Origin of the sequence: Mycobacterium sp. (genome assembly GCF_965230835.1) — a bacterium.
GTDB lineage: Bacteria > Actinomycetota > Actinomycetes > Mycobacteriales > Mycobacteriaceae > Mycobacterium.
In genome coordinates this window covers 3,768,082-3,786,466 of sequence record NZ_CBDDLW010000002.1, presented here as the reverse complement: position 1 = coordinate 3,786,466, position 18,385 = coordinate 3,768,082, and the positions used below count along the sequence as shown (strand labels likewise).

Genomic DNA, 18,385 nt, shown 5'->3' with positions numbered 1-18,385 from the left:
TATTCAGCGTCAAGCCTGTGCGAAGGGAACAGTAGATTTGATTATTTGCGAAGCAGCACTATCTGTGACTTGATAATTCTGCGCGGCCATTCGCAAGGCCTGCGCAGCACTGGTCAGCTGCTCAGCGGAATACTGCACATAGTTAACGTATTGCATGGCCCGGGCATTGAAACGCGCAGCACTTGCCGCCGAGACCTCTTCCGCGCCGGGCGGCAGTGCAGAAGTCATAGCCGGCTCGGACAACCCCGCGGCACCGCGAAGCTTGGCAGAAGCTGCTTCAAGACGAGCAGCGGCAGCCAGTACTACATCTCGATTGAATTCGACACTGGTCATTTTAGCTATTCACTCCTTTTCCCAAACGAGAGGTTTCCCTTTTGTACAGAAAGGGGAGGGATGACCCTCCCCGCTGAGCGCAAAACACTGGTATGCGGCATACCCGTGCACGAGATACACCGGCACCGGCCACGGAACCGGATGCCGCATTGTTCCCTAGCACGACAGCAACTTCGCCGTCGCTGAGCGCCGGACTTTTCCCGAAGGCGTCTTAGGAACGCTCCCGGGCGCAAGCACGACGACATTACGAGGCGGCACGTCGACCTCGGACACCACCGCGTCGAGCACCTCGCTTTTGATACGTTGCACCTCGGAGGGCTGCCGATGGGCCGCGGACTCAACTGCTACCGCAAAGTTCTCCCAAAGGTGCCCCGCGTTGAGGCGCACTGCCGCCGAACAACCCGGCCGGACACCGTCAACCTGGTTTGCCGCCCGCTCGATTGCCGTGGGATAAATGGTCTTGTTGGACACGGTGATGACATCGTTGACCCGGCCGCACACCACTATCTGACCGTTCTCCACCAGGTAACCCATATCGCCGGTGTGGTACCAACCGTCCTCGTCCGCGGCTGCAATGAAGCCGTCCGCTCTGCTGTACCCAGGTGTCATCGAATGACCGCGCAACTGGATCACACCAACACCGCGTGGAGGCAACACATTGCCCTGCCCATTGACGATACGAACCTCGAAGCCCTCCAGCGGCCGGCCGAGACACGTCAAACGACGGGTCTTACCCTCAGTTGCCGGAACCGCGCGGTTCAATGAACCAAGCAATTCCGCGTCTACCTCGTCGACGATCAGTCCCATGCCGAGCTCGGAGAACGCCACTGCCACCGCCGCTTCAGCCATGCCATAGGCGGGCACGAACGCATCCGGCCGCAGCCTAAATGGCGCGCCGACCTCAATCAGTCGCTCGACATCGGCGGGTTCCACAGGCTCACCACCCGACAAGGCGAAACGCAACGTCGACAAATCAAACTCGCCCGGTACGGACTGCTCCCCCAACCGCTTAGCGAACAAGGCATAGGCAAAATTAGGTGCCGCCGTCATTGTGCCTTTGTACTTATCGATAAGCTTGGCCCATAGCATGACATCTCGCAAGAAATCTGCCGGTGTTACTTTGACAAGCTCACCGCCGAAGTACATCGGTAGGGTAAGAAACCCGATAAGCCCCATATCCTGGAAGCACGGCAACCAACTAACCATCACATCATTAACACTGTCGTATTCGGAAGCCGTACACATCGCTTCAAGATTCGACCGCATATTGTGATGAGTTATCCGCACCGCCTTCGAAATGCCCGTTGAACCCGACGTTAGCTGTATCAACGCCAGGTCGCCCTCCTCTGTATCGACCGGCTCCACCGGTACCGACGCAAGCAATTCTGCGACGGTAAGCACTTTGACTGTCCCCCATTCCTCGACAATGGAGCGGCAGTCCTCGAACGGCTCGGAAATGATGATCGCCGAGGCATTGATCGTTCTTATAGCGCCACTGCTTTCTGACGCCCAGACCGCGCGCGGGCTACGCACGCCGGGGGGATGAAGCATGGTGAAACACGCTCCGCGCATCCATACAGCCTGGACTGTCGAGGCGATCTCGGCTGGATCCTGAACGAGTACAGCTGCTACGTCTCCACTCCCGAAACCCGCAGCAGCTAGACCGCCCGCAATACAACGCGCCTTCTGGTGGATTTCGCTCCAGGTTTGACGAACCGCAGAGTCCGGTTCACCTGTCACGATACCTTTCAGGGGCTCGCGGGCATTGCGGAACATCGTCTCGGTGAACTTGCTCAGGACAACCTCCTTGACTTGCACACAACGGTAAAGAGAATTAACGATCTCACCCCGACAATCGCGACTGTTATGACAGGCCGCCGACCAAGCATGCTTTCGCACGCAATCACGAAGGCCGTCAATAAAGAAGCCGCAGCGTTCACCGCCCTTCGAAGATTCAGATTGGGAGACTGCCCCGCAAGGCTGTCGTGATTTGTTTGATTCCGTCACTGACAACTCCAGCGATAAAGTCCTCCAAAGTTTCGATATCATCTCGATCGACGATTTCTGGCGATACCTTTAAAGAGACCACCTCACCGTTGCCCTTCAAAGACATCTGCACCAAACCGCCATCACTGACAGAGGTGAAGATCGCCTCGGAAAGATTCTTCTGCAGGTCTGCGAACTGCCGTTTTGCGGCTTCAAGCTGATTAGCCATATTGCCGATGTTGCCACTCGCAAACAATTCATTGACGATCCCCTGTCGCGCATTCACCTCCTGATTCATTGACTCGATTTTCTGCCGAGCATCGGCCATGGCCTGCTGAGCAGCATTTAAGCGATCTTTCAGAAGTTGAATATCACCTTCGCGCTGCGAAGTTTTTTCAGGTTCCACGAATACCCCCGATGTCAAGCGTCATCACAGTGCAACGACATGTTCGTCCATTTGGGTTTACTGACGTGAGCCCAGAAGCAATCACAGCGAGACACGCTCCCTTCCCAGCTCCGCCAGCAGACTCCCTCCGTCCACGTTCTCGGATACCGACACTGTCATCCCCGGCGAGGCGAGCGGAGTCAATCCCATGTCATCTGCGGGTGGCACCCAACTCTGCGGAAGCCGGAAATCTCCCTTGGAGTTCTGACCTTCGCCCGCACGTAGCAAACCACCTGGCGTACCAGATGCCCCGGGTTGCTGCGCTGTACTCAACAAAGCTGCCGACGGTCCAGCAACGCCGCTCGCGCCGCCGACAACCGGTGCCGCGCCGGCACTTCCGGCAGTACCCATTGCCGCTGCAGGCGCTACTCCCCCGACCAGACCCGCGCCCGTGGCCACCATCGAGCCAGCGGCTGTGACAACACCGGAACCCTGGGATGCTAGTCCGCCAGCTCCGACTGCTCCCGCAGCTGCCGGGGGGCCTGCGGGCGGCGGTGACGGCGTCGACGCTACCGCCTGGGCGGCAGCCGCCTCAGCCTGCGCGGCATACCCGTTCATCGCCGATCCGGCCTGCACCCACATCCGCCCGTAGTCTGCTCGGTTGCTGGCGAGCGAGCCGCTGTTGATGCCCATGAAATTGGTGTTTTCTAGATTGACGAAACTGTTCTGGTTGGTCTGAATCTCACCCACGCTCGGCGTCGTAGCTCGAGCAGCTTGGTAAGCCGCGGCAACCTGCGCCTGCGCCTGCCCGGCGCCTTGCAAGCCGTTGGCCACTTCAGTCATCCACTCAGCTTGCGGACCAAGGGATCTCGCCACTGCATCCCCGGCAACACCCTGAAGGCCAGCCGTGGCGAGTTCGCTCATCGCGGTCTGGACCTCCGCGCTAGATTCGGCTGTGCTCACCGACAGTGCCTGCGACGCACTGGCCGCGGCCAGCATGGTCGTCGGACCAGCGCCACTGTTGATGCTCGCAGAATTGACTTCCGGGGGGAGTCCAAGCCAGTCGGCGATGGATCGGAAGATGTCGCCAGCGCCGGAGCTGAAACTACCGAGCGCCCCGGTAATTCGAAAATCAAGCGCACGCAAGAGAACAGCAAGACCTTCGGAGAAATCTTCGAAACTCAAGATCCCGTTGATGAGGAAATCACCCAGTGCGCTGGCGACGGGCACGATCACAGTGTCCAAGGCGCTGCTGAGACTTCGTACCGAACTCAGGAAATCTCCTATTATGCGGTCCAAAGCAGGTCCTACCGCCTCCAACAAGGGTATGAACGGGACCAAAAGATTTTGCACGCCAGCCGTAAAAAAGTCGGTGATACCAGCTATGATCGGCCCAACGCTTTGGTTAAGCGCTACCAGGCCTGCGAGCAGACCATCGGCGCTAGATAATATATTGCCCAGTGAGATAACTAATGGTTCGACCGTAGCGAGAAGTCCATTCAGTGCAGGGCCGACAACATCCAGAAAACTGCCCAGTGAACCTTCAATACCTTCCAAAAATCCGGGCAGGGCCCCGAGGCCGGTTGTGACTGTATCAAGCAAGCCGGATAAAGATCCTAAAAGACCCGGTAAATTCAAACTTTCGAGAAACGCGGCGCCGTCCGCTACGTTTAGCCCTCCAAGTAATCCGGTAAGGGCATTCAGAAGGTCTTCTAATCCATCGATGCTGACATCCGCTTTTGCTGTCATCCTATTTCCCGCCTCCGGAATTTAGTACTATTCATGATCGCTTTCTTGATTATTCGGCCTGACTCAGATCCGCCTAATCAGTAGACCTCGAAAAGCTGACACGGTGCCGACAACTTCGGCGCAGTGCTTCAAAACCGTTCCGCCGCAAACCAAGATCCGCACGGCAACGTCTCGATCATTTCCTCGATAGAGCGGATAATTCTGGTATCCGTCCCCGGCGCGAACGTGGACCATAGGTTCCCATCGACGGCCTCGTTCGGCACCGCCAAAATCCGACCCGAAGGTGTATCGAGTATTCCCACACTGCCCTTGCCGGTATTTCTTAGACTAGCAGAATGTTCCGCGGCCGTTATTTCCGAACGCCAAACCTTGTCAATATCAGCGAATGCCTCGGCAAAAAAATCAGCCGCAGACCCACCAACACCGCCATTGACGAGGGCTTCCCGCAGGCCGCTCCGCCGCGAATCCCCAGACGCCTCTCCAACACGAGAGTCGATTGCAGCGGCTTCGTCTGCCGACAAGCTGAAAGCATCGAATTCTGCCGCCGCAGCCATGCCAAGGGCGCTTAAAATAGGCGCTACGACTTGCGGAACACCGGTAACCACATTCGTATCTGTCAGGTGCTGAAATAGAATCAACTCACCATAACGCATGGCAACAGAATGCAGCGGCCCCCTCCTAGCGACGCAAATTTGCAGTTTGCTTTCGCCTCGCCAGATATAGGTATTTAATTCTATATCTGGACGCGCCAGGACCTGCATCCACTGCCTGATAACTGCATCAACAGACTGGGCATTCCCAAATACGCCGGACACCGCGCCCTGCTCCTCTAGCTCCTCCCATGCCTTGGCTTCCTCGTTCCGCCGTAGTCGATCATCACTGCAGTAGGCGGGGGGAAAGACTTCCAGGACGGGGGGGTAATAATTCAGGTGGCCGTTTAACCTGACTTTTATCAGGCTAGTGCGCACGTAGGTCGTGGGTCTTGGCGAGGATTTCGGCGAGGTCGGGTGGTGGGGGTTCGGCGGCAGTCAGGGTGTGGTTGCCGGCTTGGATGGTGACGGTGCGGTAGCGGCGCGCGGTGCGCACGAATTTCTTTATGCTCCAACCAGTCTGGTGCTCGATCCAATGCGAGACGGCCGTCGCAGCGAAGACGACGCTGAGGTGGGCCTCGATGGAGTCGCGGGTGCGGTGATAAATCGGGCGGGCTTGCAGGTCGTGCTTAGACATCCGAAAGGCCTTCTCAATGCGCCACAACTGGTGGTAGGCATCGATGACGAACGACGCAGGCTGGTTGACCAGGTTTGTGGTGTAACCCTTCCAGCCGGCCAGGGCGCGGGTCTTGGTCTCCAACTGCCTGTTCACGGTCCTAGTGGCACCGGTGAGCTGGATGTAGCGGTTGCGTTTGACCGGGGCGTGACCGTCGACGGCTCGTTGGGCCTTGGCGATCTGTTCGTCGATTCCGCGTAGCGCGCGCCGGGCCCGGTCGTGGCGGTACTGGTAGTGGATCACCCGATCGGGGACACCGCGGGCCTTCTCGCCGCTGGTCGATGGCCACGGTTGCGTGAGTATCAGGCCGTCGGGGATCGCCTCATCGGGGTGTTTGTCGCACCACTCGCGCACCACATCAGGCAGCAACGGAATCCTCGCGCCGAGAATGTAGGACAGCCCTGCGGCTTGCAGGGCGATCTGGTTGGCTTCCGAGATCATCCCGGCATCGGCAACGACGGTGACCTCGGAGAGCTGGTGGGCGGTCTTGAACGCGTTGATGACCGGCACCATGGTCGCGGTCTCTGCCTTATTGCCTTCGAAGGCCGCGACCGTCAGCGGGAACCCAGCAGCATCAGTCAACAACCCCAGCGTGATCTGCGGGTCCAGCCGTCTTTCCTTGGAGAATCCGGGCTCACGGAAGCCGTCACCGGCATCGGTCTCGAAGTGAAGCGTCGACACGTCGTAGAGCACCAGGCTGGCTGGACCCAGCTGCGCATGCATCGCACACGCGGTCGACAGTGCCTGCCGGAAAGCGGGTTTGGCGAATACTGGCAGGCGACGATTCAAAGTCGGGTAGGACACCGGCGCCACGCCAGTCTCGTCGATGACCCGCAGTGAGTCGGCCTTGCTGGTCGGTTCGATGATCCGCGCCAGCACCAGCTGGCGAAACGCCTCATCCTCATCGGCGGCCGTGGCGATGCTGGCGCTCACCGAAAGTGACCAGAGTTGCTCATTGAAAATGACCACCCTGGCGGTGTGTTCAGGGTAGCGCTATGTGATCACCTCCGGGGTGTGGACGTGGGCGGCGTCGGCGGGGATGACGACGGCGATGACGGCGAGTTCGTGTCGGCAGTTCGGGCATCGGGTCGTTCCGTTGGCGGCACCAACGGCGGCGCCGACGTCGTTGGCGACGGCGACGGGGGCTGTATCAGGGCGCTTTTCGACAGTTTTTCTGTTGCGTTGTTGTGTTTGCCAGGCGGCTTTGCGGCAGCGGGGCGAGCAGTAGCGTCGGTTGGGGTTGCGAGTCGTGACGGTGATCGCTTGTCCACACGTGTGGCAGGTGGTGTCGGTGTTCATGGCTGGTCCGTGGGGTGTAACGCACGCCGTAGGGAGTCGCTGCGTTGTTGATGGGCCCGCATCCGATAGGACGGCCCGTCGATAGAGACCACAACTCCGGTGTGGAGCAGACGATCAAGGATTGCCGCGGCCAGCATCGGGTCCCCGAGGCGTTCGCCCCATCCGGCAATCCCGGTGTGGGTGGTGATGATCGTCGAGGATTTCAGGTAGCGCCGTGTGATCACCTCGAATAGGGCGGTGTTGGCTTCAGGGTCGGGATGGGTTCGTGCGTAGGCGAATTCGTCGATCACCAACAATTTCGGCCCGGTCAAAAACCGCATACAGCTATCCCAGCGGCCTTCGGTGGCGGCTTTGCGGCAGCGGTGGGCCAGATCGTCGGCGGTGGTGAAGTACACCCGGTGCCCGGCTTCGGCAGCTGCGCGGGCCAACCCGATCGCCAGCATCGTTTTTCCGGTGCCCGGCGGGCCAACGAACATGACGTTGCCGGCATCATCGAGGAACCGCAGCGACGCCAACTCGGTGATGAGTTTGGCATCGACGCCGGGTTGTGCGGTGAAGTCGAACTGCTCCAAGCGTGCGTGGGTGGGCAGACACGCAAACCGCAGCCGAGTGGCAAGCCGACGCTGTGTGGTGGCGGTGACTTCGATCCCCAGCAGTTCTTCGAGGACATCGACGGTGGTGTGCTCGCCAGTGCGGGCGGCATCAAGCACACCGGAGAGAGCTTCACCGGCAGCGGCCAGCTTCAAGAAACTCAGGTGAGCGCGTAGCCGCTGGTAGGTAGCGGCTTGGCTGGTAGGACTGCTGGTCATCGAGCCGCCCCCTGTTCGTGGTCCCCGGAACCCAGCAGGCGGGCTGCTGCAGCGTAGCGGGCGAAATCAGCCACCACCTGCTCACCGGGGCTGTGTTGCTGGTTGGCGTGGCGAAGACGTTGCGCTTCAGCGAGGGCTTCTGCGGTTGGTGGGCGGCGGTGTTTGCCGCTGCACTGGGGTTTATCGGCGAAGTTGGCTAGCACCACTTTGCGCATCGCGTCCACATGGGATGGGTCGCAGACGACCGTACCGGCCCCATCGGGTGCGCGGCGATGAGCGGCCAGCACCACCCCGGTCTCGGTAACGATCTGTAGGTCCAGCCCACCAAGACGGTGGCGTATCAGCACCCGGTGGCCGGTATGGCCAGGCGGCACCGAATAGATGTTGCCACGAAACGCTATCCGCGCCTGATTACTCACCGTACGTATCACCTGCAGGTCGGCGGAATAAGCAGACGGGACCGGGCGTAGCGCCTCAGCGTCGGCCAGCGCCCCCACTGTGGTGGCGATACCGCCGACCACACGTTTACGCCCATCTAGGCGTCGGCAGAGCCGATCAAGCCTGTCTTGGGCTTGAGCTTGGGTCACGTCGTCACCGAGGGTGCGCCACCAGCGTCCGGTGATTACCCCGACCGCTTTTTCGGCCGCTCCTTTGCGCCAGGCGTGATAGGACGGGCACAGGTCGATACCCACCTGGTAGTGGCGCGCGATCGGCCCGAACGACACTTGTAGGCGCCCTGTTTTCGGTTGGGCCACCGTCGACATCCGGTCAAACCGCCACCGGCGTGTGAGCCCACCAAGCCGGTGCGCAACCGCGTCCAGGCCTTCGATCAGGTGGGGTTGATCGGTAGATTCGGCCAGCCACCCACGCCAACGTGACGAGTGCGCCAACACCCCAACCAGCACATAGGCTTTATCACCCCAACCCCAACCTGTCGGTGGATCAGGAAGTTCGAGCCAATCCCACTGCGTTTCCTGCCCGGGCGGGTGCTCAATAACGGCCCGATCAGCGGTTCGGGACTGCTTGCAGGTCTCACAGACCGGGCGAAGGTTTCGTTGGCGGATCGCGCGGGTAAACGACGAATACGAACCGCCATAGCCCAGTGCGGTGACTTCGTCGAACAGTGTGGTGGCCCACAGGTGCGGGTCAGCGGCCAACCGTAACCGGCAATACTGCGCGTATTCGGCGAACCGATCCGGCCCCGACGGGGCTCGTACCCCCGGTGATTGTTTGCTAGACAGGTAACGGCGCACCGTTACCCGTGTCACTCCAAGGTGGCGGGCGATCGCACTGATCGTCCATCCCTGACTGCGTAATGCTTCTATCTCCACGACTGACTCCCATGCGAGCATCGAGGCACGGCCCCTTCCTATGGCTTCTGGTACTTAGACACCCAGAGCCTGGAAGGGGCCCACCTATAACCGGCAGACTTCAAATAGCGAGTCGCCTACAGGTGGTCACTTTCGATGAGCAGGAGTGGTCACTTTCAAATGAGCGGCAGCAGCGAACCCGAGATGCGCATAGGCAGCGCACAGTGCCTCCCACAGCAGCACCGATTTCGAGGACGTGATCGGCAACGGCTCCGAGGCTGAGCGTTCGGCCAGGCCCAGGTCGAGTTGAGTCTGCCCGGCGGCCAACCGCTGAGCAGCGGCGGCTTTCAGAGCGGCGACCCCGGCCTCGTCGTGTACCGAACCCAGGTGCTCGATCTTGCGTGACCCCCGTCGCGAGGACCACACGACCTGCACCGCCGTCGCCCCCGAGGACGTCTTCACGGTGCGCACATAGGCCACGCCGGCACCCTACGGGTCGCCGGCTAGTGCACAAATCCGCACCAGGAATCCAGCGAATGCACAGGTCACAGACCTGCATAATCAGCGGACCACCGACGGTGATAAAAGTCAGGTTTAAGCCGCTGCTATTTACGTGAAAGGCGGCGCGTAATGTTTCAAGATCCGCATCAACGGCAACAGTTTCTAACGCAAAATAGTCGGGATGCGGAGTAGATCATCGGGATATGCGCGACATCTTTTCATCATCGGGGCTTATTCAAAGTTGTTTATACGCTATTCCTAGAATTCACCTCTAGCCTGCTATCTTGTCTACTCTAAAGCCGGGTCCAACGACCCTGTTTCCCCCAGTTCCTGAATAAGTATCTGTATTCATATACGATGCATTTTTGCGATAGTTATATCCCGAATTGTACGGCTTGCTGATGCTCGGTGTGCCGCATTTGCGTTGATGCTAAATCGAGGTAGTCCAAGGCCTTACTGGTAGCACTGATGGTTTTTTCATTAGCGAGCATCAGATACGCTAGACGATTTTGGGCAGCTGCTGAAGATTGCCCTTGGGACATATCCGCCAGAGAGCTTTGCGCGCTACGGATCTCACCTAATATTGATTCTGAACGTGAGACCGATTTCCGCATGCCATTCTCCGCATTGGAAATTCCCTGATAATCATAGGTCATCATATTTCCGTCAGGCTGACCACCAGCACCCAACCCCACCGTATCTGAAGCACGCGGGCTCTCTATTTGTATGGTTCCAATAGAGTTTCCGTGCTGATCCACTATATTTACCGTCCCTGGTGACAGTTGATCCACAGCTTTCCCACCAGAACCGGCAGGCCTGTCAGCGGCGGTTTCGTCACTGCTGGCAGAGTGTGTGTCCCCACCAGAACCCGAGGCGGTGACAGGAATTTTAACTTCGGTTTCACCACTATTGGCAGATTGTGTGCCACCACCGGAACCGGCAGGCCTGTCAGCGGCGGTTTCGTCACTGCTGGCAGAGTGTGTGTCCCCACCAGAACCCGAAGCGGTGACAGGCATTTTAACTTCGGTTTCACCACTGCTGGCAGATTGTGTGCCACCACCGGAACCGGCAGGCCTGTCAGCGGCGGTTTCGTCACTGCTGGCAGAGTGTGTGTCCCCACCGGAACCCGAGGCGGTGACAGGCATTTTAACTTCGGTTTCACCACTATTGGCAGATTGTGTGCCACCACCGGAACCGGGCGTGGCGGGCGGCTTTTTAGTGGAAGCCCCGCTATCAGGAGAACCTCCAAAAAAATAGCGGCCAATCGCCTCTCCGGCCATTTGACCGCCGATCATGCCCACCATGCTGCCGACCATGGAACCAGTGGAACCGCCGATCTCATTTCCGATGGCGCCGCCAGCCATACTGCCGGCCATCCCGCCGACCATGCCAGGGACCATACCGCCCATACCGCCGATACCCTGAAAAAAGCTGCCACCACCGTCAAGAGTGTCGCGGGCTGCCTGATCGGCAAGACCACCGCCCGTACCGTCGAGACTCTGAAAAAAGCTGCCCTTACCGGACGGGCCGTGAGAAGAGCCGCTGGCATCGCTTATCGCACCACTAGTGGCCCTGGCTACATCCCCGTCATGTGTCGCCATGCCCGCCTCGTCCTACCACCGTCGATCATGATTCAGAACGTTTATCCTGATGAATCCAGCACGGGTAACCGTTAACCGACGATTTCTGTCCACGCCCCTCATAGTCGTTGAAGGGATGACGGACTTATAAATACTCCATCGGGATGTTGAACCGAGGCTCGATGGCGTGATCATCAACGCGGCTCCTCGCCGGAAAACGTTGTGCTGGTGGTAAGCGATTAGGTCGGGGCTGGATCAGGCGGAATCCAGGGTGTTGCGGTAATCGCCTGATACAGCACATCGTAGGGGTTGTGTCCGTGTTTGGCTGCGGTGGACAGGTAACCACGGATACGGTAACGCTCGCGAGTGCGGGCCAGACTGGTTAACCGGCCCGAAATCTTCTGCTGGATTTTGGCCGGGCGTAGGTCACGCTCAGCCTGATTCGACGTCGGCGGCACTCCAAGATGGTGGGCAAACCGCAGCACATCAACCTCGCGGTCACGCAAAACTTCCAGCAGCAGCCGCGCCTTACGCACCCCAGGCCGGTGTCGGCCACCACGGTTGGCTTTCGTGGTGGTGTGGTGAAGACCCATGTGCACACCATCACGAAACACTGTCACCCACCTGTCGCGGACCGCAGCATCAATACTTTCCGCACCGGCGGTGCGAGCCAATTTCGCCTGATGAACCAACGCTTGCAGCGCCCAACCGATCTGTGACGGCCACTTCTGCGCGGGGTAAACCTCGCCAACCCCAGCAAGATCCCGCAACAAATGGGCGATACACAACTGGTGGGTATGCAACCCCAAGACCGAGGAGTCATAGTTTGCATACCGGTCATGGACCATGACCGTGTTCACGCCCAGATCGGGAATCACCGTATGCGTAAACGTGTCCAGGTCACGATCCCCCACCACATAGCTGGTGTATTTCTCCGTTGCCGCCACCAGAAGATACTTCTGCGCTTTTTTACGCCCCGGCGCCGGTTGAGCTGGGCCGACCCGGATCGGGGTCTCATCAACACACACCGCATCGGCGTGGGTGATCAACGCGCGGATACGCGCCTCAGCGCCCTCCAGACCAGCAGCGATGCGCGCCAACAGCCCGTGGATGAACCCCACACTCGGGGACCTACCGGTAAGCGCCGCCAACACCGCTGCAACACGGCTAACCGGAAGATGCTGATAAACCAGCAGATAGCCGGCCAAGGTTTGCAGGTTCGGCCCATAACCCACCAGCCCACCCCCAGGCCCCTCGGGCCGGGCGGCGATGTGCACCCTCCCGCAGCCACAACACACCCGATGCTGGTCGTATTGGGTGATCGCCACCGTAACCCGGGGAATATCATGCTGCTGATAGGAATCGGTGATTCCCACATCCATCGCCTCACCCAGGTCACGACCGCAGCCACACACCCCGGTCGGGAACCGATCCACGAACCGGTCAGGTTTATCGGTCCAGCCCAAATGTTTACCCGCAGCACCAGGCTGTTTGCCGCGATGCCGCTTCCAGATCAGCGGCGGTGTGGGTTTGACTGGCGGTGTGCGGCCAACCATGTCATCACTCGACGGCGGCAGCGACGAATTCCCACTGTTCCGCGAAAATAGATACTTGTACCGGGCCAACCGGGCAGACAGGTCCTCATGAGCCGCAGTCAACTCCACATTCGTGGAGACCAGCTGCGCATTCGTGGCGACCAGAGCCGCATTTGTGGTCGCCAAATCGGTGTTGCGCGCAGTCACCGCATCGAGCTTTGCCCCCAGATGCGCGTTACTAGCAGCCAAGTCCGTATTGCGGGCGGTCAGGTCATCAATCCGCGCAGACAACGCAACAATGTGCTGAGCTTGTTCGCGAACGCGGACACATAACTCTGGGCGGGTCAACTGCTCAAGCAGTCCACGGTCACCACGAGTGGGTGGCGTCGACACCACAGACGCGCCCACCATACCCTGCAGCGTAACCACAGACGCCCGCCCACCGCCAACCCAACCAGACTGCGAGAAACCCCTGAAAACCCCACAACAAGATGCCCGCATAGAATCGACACCCCACCACCGGCAGACAGCGAAAAACAAACCCTTTTCCGGATTTAAGAAGAAAAACCGCCACGCCACAGCTGAATGTTTACACGGGGGGTAGCTCGTGGATATCGAGGCATTTCATGAGCACCCAAAGCTGGCTAATGCTAAATTCAGCACTGACTATAGGATCTAAGTTCAGAACCGTGGCGACCTCCTTAAGACTTGAATACACCGCGTCAGAAAAATTCAACCATCGCGGCCAGGAAGTGATGCAAGCATCACTTCCTGTTCAACACCGCGGAGAGCATCTATATTTTGAGCCAGAGACTCAGATGAATAGAGATGAATTCCTCAAGTCGGTTGATCGCATGTCTGCGCCTGCGTTACCCACCGCTGCACCTAAACGCGCCAACGCCAGTCGCACGTTGGCTGCCGCCTGACCCCACTGCGCTGCCGCCACCTGGTAGCTAACTCCAGCTTGACCAGCCCATACTGCCTGCAAACGCTTGTTTACGAGCTGATCCATCTCGTCAATCAGCTGCTGCAACTGTGCACTGTTCGTACCGATAGACGCGCTGGTGTTAGCAATCTGGCCAAAGTTGTATGCAATCGAGTAACTCATAACTACCGCCTTCTCATTCAGGGCGTTGGAGATGCCAGGGGACCGAACTTAAATTGATAATGATTGCCGCTATCGCTTGTCTTTTGCCCATATTCCTGGGCGTTGAATTGAGTTCAGCCGATCCCAAAGTTAAGCAATCCACCGCCCGCGTGGCGTAGGGCGTTCGCGTTGTTATCTTCGGCTTGCGTCATCGCGATATTTGATGAATGGACAGAATCGTGGATATTGACGAGAGCGCGATCCAACTGGGTGGTGGCCTGGTGCCAATCAGCGATCGATTGGGTAAAGGCCATGTTCGCCTGGCCGTGCCAAGATGCTTGAGCCTCACCCGCCGCGCTCGAGACCCTAGCCATCACACTCCGGATCTGACCCGAAAGATCGTCCATCCGACCGATTGCCGCTGTCAGATCGGCACCGCTGGCATATAGATTTTCTGCCATCAACCCTCTCCTGCTTCGTTGAGCTTGTTCATCGAAGTGCCACGTCCACCTGCGTGACGTCGAGAGCTCCTAAACCAGTCCGTGGCTTTACCAGTCCGTGGCGTCCGTCACTTTTTGCCGTGCTTAGTTGCGCGGATCACAGTAGCGCCCTCGGTTTCGGATGTCCAGACTCCTCCCAGGAACCCACAAGGTCTTCCAGGTATCCGGCATGTCACGCAGCAGCGACGCCTCCAAAACCCTCGGCGAGCCGGACGATCGCCACGGCGCGACGCAGGTTCAGTGGCATCTGGGCGCATGGTGATGTAGGCATGTCGCCATGAGTCAGAGCCGCCCCGCCTATCAGCGCCTGCTTGCCCGGACTGTTACATCGCGAATTCAATTGTCAGGGTGGAATTTCATGCTGCACCGACTCATACACGGATTAGTGCGATGGGATACCCGGATGCTGCACGATCCGCTACGCAGTTCGTCCCGAGCCATGACAGTGGGGATTATTCTTTCCGGCTTGGTGACCGTAGGCGCCTTCGTACTTTCGCTTTTCTCATCCCAACCGGCATTGGGCAACGAAAAGATTGTCGCAATTAAGCAGAATGGCGCACTATTCGTACGCATCGGCCAGCGGATACATCCAGTGCACAACTTGACGTCAGCACAGCTGATAACCGGTAGCCCAGAATTACCAAAATTTGTCAACGCTTCGGCAATCACAAACATTCCACGCGGCCCGCTCGTCGGGATTCCCGGTGCACCGAATTTTATTCCGAAAAAGATGTCAACCGACGCATCAAATTGGTCTATTTGCGATTCAGCGCACCGGGCCAAGCGCAACGCGCCGCCGGCTGTCACAGCGATAATAGGACGGCCCACGGCAAAGCCCGACACTTTTCCACTGGCACCGTCTTCGGCCATTGTTGTGCGTATGGCCGACGAAATCAACATCATTTATGGAAACCACCGGACGCCCGTTGATATTAACAATCCAGACGTGATGCGTGCACTCTCGGGCCAGGTAAACGCGATCAACCTTCCCCAGCCAACACCCATTAGTGCCGCGCTATATAATGCGATCCCCTCAACACCATTCCTAGGAGTGCCATTCATCGCCGATCTTGGGACCCCCCCGACATGGCCGTCATCGCTACCTGACCAGGCACTAATCGGGTCCGTGCTGCAAGTCACGGGGTTTGACGGGAATCCAGATCTGTTTGTTGTCCTCAAAGACGGCATTCAGCGGGTAACACATATAACTGCGCAAATAGTCATAAACGGCTATCCGCAATCTTCGGCCGTGATTCCGGTCCCCTTGGGAGCCCTGTCTGGCATCCCTAGAAGTTCAGCCTTGGATGTTGACTATTACCCAGATCAACCACTGCGTTTCGTAGATACCTTTCGTTTTCCAGTGACCTGCCTGACCTGGAGTCAAGAAGCTGGAACACATCATGTCCGGAGCGCTATTTTTATAGGCGGCGGACTCCCACTATCTGATGATCAATTGAAGGACGTAGTCCAGCCAAGCCTGGTGAGCAGCCAGTCTGAAGACGGAATCGCGCCCAATGGAGTTTACGTGCATCCAGGTACCGGACTATTCGTCCAGGTGCGCGGCGGATCGCCCACCGCGCATACGGCGGAATCAGCATGGTGGATTTCTGATACCGGGGTGAAATACAGCATTCCCAGCCGTTCCGGGCGTCAAGACAAGAGTCCGCAAAAGAGCCTCGGGATTTCGGGACCACCCCTACCCATGCCGTGGAGCATCCTGAAACTTCTGCCTAGCGGCCCGGAACTTTCCAGAGAGAATGCACTTTTGTTGTCAGTCACCCATACACCAAATTGACTTCGACCGTTTGGACTCGAATTTTTTACGGAGATCTCGGTGCTATTGGAGCTGTTACTCGGGCACCACGCCCACCCAGCTTGAGACACATTCTCACGTTTTGATGTTTGGCTTTGACCAGCGAAGCGCTGCATCAACTTCTGAGCGGTATCACGTGAGGTGTTCCCCGAACTCACGTTGCCACCCGGCCTGTGGCGCAAGCAGGCCGATGCCACTGGCGCCATGCCTGAAGCGGCAAGCGCAGCCACGCTCAAAGTCATCTACAACAGCTACCTACGACGCCGGCGACATCAACGAGGCCAGGCTCGCCCGCTGGGTTTCGAACCCAGTTATGCGCCGCCAACCCTATCGAGTCCACCTTCTACATCGAAACTTCACCCGCCAACGCCGCTTGGGCTCGCAGACTCCGTGCTAGCCGAGTTCCCTGCGTCTTCTCGACGCCCGGGCTCCTTCGCCGGGCACCGCCCGCTACCGTCCCAGACCGCGGCGGTCAACACCGAACGGGATACCGAATCCAGCCAGGATCGCCGTAGCCGCCAGCCGGTTTCCACCGGTGTTCGGTGTGCGGCTACTAACCGCCGTATGCCCCCGGCCAGCCCGCTGGCACGCCATACAGTCGTATTACGCAGCGACGAGAGCGACTGTTCCGAGTCGGACTGCTCCGCACACGGAAAATGTTCCACGAAATCGCGCCAGCCATCTTGACCGCGTTTCAACGCAGACCGTAGGATACCTATCGAATAAACTATGAGTATTCATTCAGCACCTGACAGTTATGTGAGTTCTACTCGCGTCTGCCGGGTCGGTATTTTGGCTGGCGAACGCCAAATCGACATGACCCTTCCTGCTGATATACCCATCCGGACATTAGCGGTGAGCGTTGTTGAAATATTGGTGGAAAATATCGGCCAAGAATCGATGGATGACATATTTTCTCGCAGACCTCTCCATCCAGGAGGATGGACCCTAGGTCGTGTAGCGGATTCACCGATGCCACCAAACAGCACTCTTCAGGAATGCAACGTTTCCGACGGGTCACTATTAGTTTTGGCATGGACAAACAGCCGCGAGAAATCTCCACTTGTCGTTGACGACGTTACCGACGCAGTATCGCGTGTATCTCAAGATCGTTTTCAATCCTGGAGTTCCGATTCTTCGCGACGCATGGGCGCGACGATCGCAGTAATGTGTTATGCGTCCGCAGCACTCCTGGTAGGTCTATTTGCGATAATTGAGCGGCAAAATGTAGCAGCGGGCTGGTTCTGCCTTAACGCGGCGGTAGCCTCTCTGATTGCCGCCTGGATCACCAGAAATCGGCTAAATAATGCGGTCGCCGCGACAGTGTTTGTCGGCGGGTCTTATTTGCTGGCCGCAGTTGGCGGGTTCACCGCGGTGCCGAGCAGATGGTCTGCGTACAACTTTATCCTCGCAGCTGGAGCAGTCACCGCCGTGGCTGTTGTTTCAATTACATTGCTCCGAATAGCCGTGCTCTTGGGCGTATCTATGGGCGCTTCCGGCGCTCTTATGTTGGCTTCGGCTACCGTAGCGGAACTATTCCAGACGAGTGATACTGGCCTGGGAACTGGATTGACATTGATATCCATGCTGATGCTTTCTTTGGCACCTCGGCTCTCAATCATCGCATCACGAATCCCGTTGCCTCAACTGCCGCCGATGGGCGTCCGCGTAAGCGATATCGAACCAGCGCAGAAGCAAATGATCTTCAGCAACAAAAGAGAGTTCACAGCTGAGAAGATCACCCTGCCAAGTTCAAACGTCTTCGAACGAAGAGCGGTAACCGCTAATCGCTATCTTTGCGGCCTAGTATGGACGTCCGCCGCAGGAACTGGAATTGGCCTGTTGCTGGTCCTCAGCCCAGGGAATAACCGACCTTGGCTGAGCGCAATATTCTCCGCACTGACTCTCTACGCAATCATCCGGCGCGCCCGTTGCTTTGCCGATCGTTGGCAGGTTGCACCGTTGTTGGGAGTCGGCGCCATTGTCGTTCTCGCAACAATGGTGCGATTCGCTCTAGCAGACGGGCGAGCGGTTGCAGTTATTGTCACGGTGGCGATCCTCCTACTATTTTCGCTGCTCACGCTGATCGCTGGTTTCAAACTTCCTGGTGCGACTTTTAATCCGGTGCAGCGTAAGATCGGTGAGTGGACTGAATTCTTGGCGGTAGCTTCGCTATTCCCGCTAGGTCTTTGGATTGTCGATGCTTATTCGATCATCAGGACCTTGAGATGA

Annotated in this window: 14 protein-coding genes and 2 pseudogenes; 2 read left to right on the top strand and 14 right to left on the bottom strand. The window is 58.2% G+C overall.

The genetic code is table 11. The annotated features are described in order from the left end of the window. Positions 1 to 9: 9 nt before the first annotated feature. The 14 genes and pseudogenes from ACO07W_RS17735 to ACO07W_RS17670 all read right to left on the bottom strand — a co-directional run bounded on the left by ACO07W_RS17735 (position 10) and on the right by ACO07W_RS17670 (position 14,301). A complete protein-coding gene (locus ACO07W_RS17735) occupies positions 10 to 333 on the bottom strand; it encodes a PE domain-containing protein (RefSeq protein WP_421845019.1) in 324 nt (107 codons plus the stop codon). Positions 334 to 489: 156 nt separating this feature from the next. Continuing rightward, positions 490 to 2,130 (bottom strand): fatty acyl-AMP ligase, encoded by a 1,641-nt coding sequence (locus ACO07W_RS17730; protein ID WP_421846075.1) that lies wholly within the window; start codon positions 2,128 to 2,130, stop codon positions 490 to 492. A 157-nt stretch (positions 2,131 to 2,287) separates the two neighbouring features. After that, on the bottom strand, positions 2,288 to 2,743 hold the full coding sequence (locus tag ACO07W_RS17725) for a YbaB/EbfC family nucleoid-associated protein (RefSeq protein ID WP_421845018.1): 456 nt from the start codon (positions 2,741 to 2,743) through the stop codon (positions 2,288 to 2,290). Between the two features lie 63 nt (positions 2,744 to 2,806). Next, positions 2,807 to 3,934: a PPE domain-containing protein gene (locus ACO07W_RS17720; RefSeq protein WP_421845017.1), complete on the bottom strand. Its 1,128-nt coding sequence runs from the start codon at positions 3,932 to 3,934 to the stop codon at positions 2,807 to 2,809. Between the two features lie 647 nt (positions 3,935 to 4,581). Continuing rightward, positions 4,582 to 5,421 (bottom strand): ESX secretion-associated protein EspG, encoded by an 840-nt coding sequence (locus ACO07W_RS17715; protein ID WP_421845016.1) that lies wholly within the window; start codon positions 5,419 to 5,421, stop codon positions 4,582 to 4,584. Further along, positions 5,411 to 6,631: pseudogene (locus ACO07W_RS17710) on the bottom strand (IS1634 family transposase); the annotation flags it as partial. The gene ACO07W_RS17715 and the pseudogene ACO07W_RS17710, both read right to left, overlap by 11 nt. Before the next feature lie 81 nt (positions 6,632 to 6,712). Next, a complete protein-coding gene (locus tag ACO07W_RS17705; RefSeq protein ID WP_421841644.1) occupies positions 6,713 to 7,018 on the bottom strand; it encodes a hypothetical protein in 306 nt (101 codons plus the stop codon). Next, positions 7,015 to 7,827: an IS21-like element helper ATPase IstB gene (gene istB / locus ACO07W_RS17700; RefSeq protein WP_421841642.1), complete on the bottom strand. Its 813-nt coding sequence runs from the start codon at positions 7,825 to 7,827 to the stop codon at positions 7,015 to 7,017. The genes ACO07W_RS17705 and istB overlap by 4 nt, the downstream gene beginning before the upstream one ends. Further along, on the bottom strand, positions 7,824 to 9,158 hold the full coding sequence (locus ACO07W_RS17695) for a Mu transposase domain-containing protein (RefSeq protein WP_421841640.1): 1,335 nt from the start codon (positions 9,156 to 9,158) through the stop codon (positions 7,824 to 7,826). Before ACO07W_RS17695 ends, istB begins: the two co-directional genes overlap by 4 nt. A 165-nt stretch (positions 9,159 to 9,323) precedes the next feature. After that, positions 9,324 to 9,617, bottom strand: a pseudogene (locus tag ACO07W_RS17690) (IS1634 family transposase); the annotation flags it as partial. A gap of 395 nt (positions 9,618 to 10,012) precedes the next feature. Continuing rightward, positions 10,013 to 11,239: a hypothetical protein gene (locus ACO07W_RS17685; RefSeq protein WP_421841638.1), complete on the bottom strand. Its 1,227-nt coding sequence runs from the start codon at positions 11,237 to 11,239 to the stop codon at positions 10,013 to 10,015. A gap of 218 nt (positions 11,240 to 11,457) precedes the next feature. Next, positions 11,458 to 13,164, bottom strand: coding sequence for an IS66 family transposase (gene tnpC / locus ACO07W_RS17680; protein ID WP_421841636.1), 1,707 nt, complete (start codon positions 13,162 to 13,164; stop codon positions 11,458 to 11,460). 403 nt (positions 13,165 to 13,567) lie between these two features. Next, a complete protein-coding gene (locus ACO07W_RS17675; protein ID WP_421845015.1) occupies positions 13,568 to 13,861 on the bottom strand; it encodes a WXG100 family type VII secretion target in 294 nt (97 codons plus the stop codon). Positions 13,862 to 13,974: 113 nt separating this feature from the next. After that, positions 13,975 to 14,301 (bottom strand): WXG100 family type VII secretion target, encoded by a 327-nt coding sequence (locus ACO07W_RS17670; RefSeq protein WP_421846074.1) that lies wholly within the window; start codon positions 14,299 to 14,301, stop codon positions 13,975 to 13,977. 316 nt (positions 14,302 to 14,617) lie between these two features. On the opposite strand from ACO07W_RS17670, the gene eccB reads away from it, so the two are divergent. Then, positions 14,618 to 16,135, top strand: coding sequence for a type VII secretion protein EccB (gene eccB, locus ACO07W_RS17665; RefSeq protein ID WP_421845014.1), 1,518 nt, complete (start codon positions 14,618 to 14,620; stop codon positions 16,133 to 16,135). A 747-nt stretch (positions 16,136 to 16,882) separates the two neighbouring features. After that, positions 16,883 to 18,385, top strand: a complete 1,503-nt coding sequence (gene eccD, locus ACO07W_RS17660; RefSeq protein ID WP_421845013.1) for a type VII secretion integral membrane protein EccD — start codon at positions 16,883 to 16,885, stop codon at positions 18,383 to 18,385.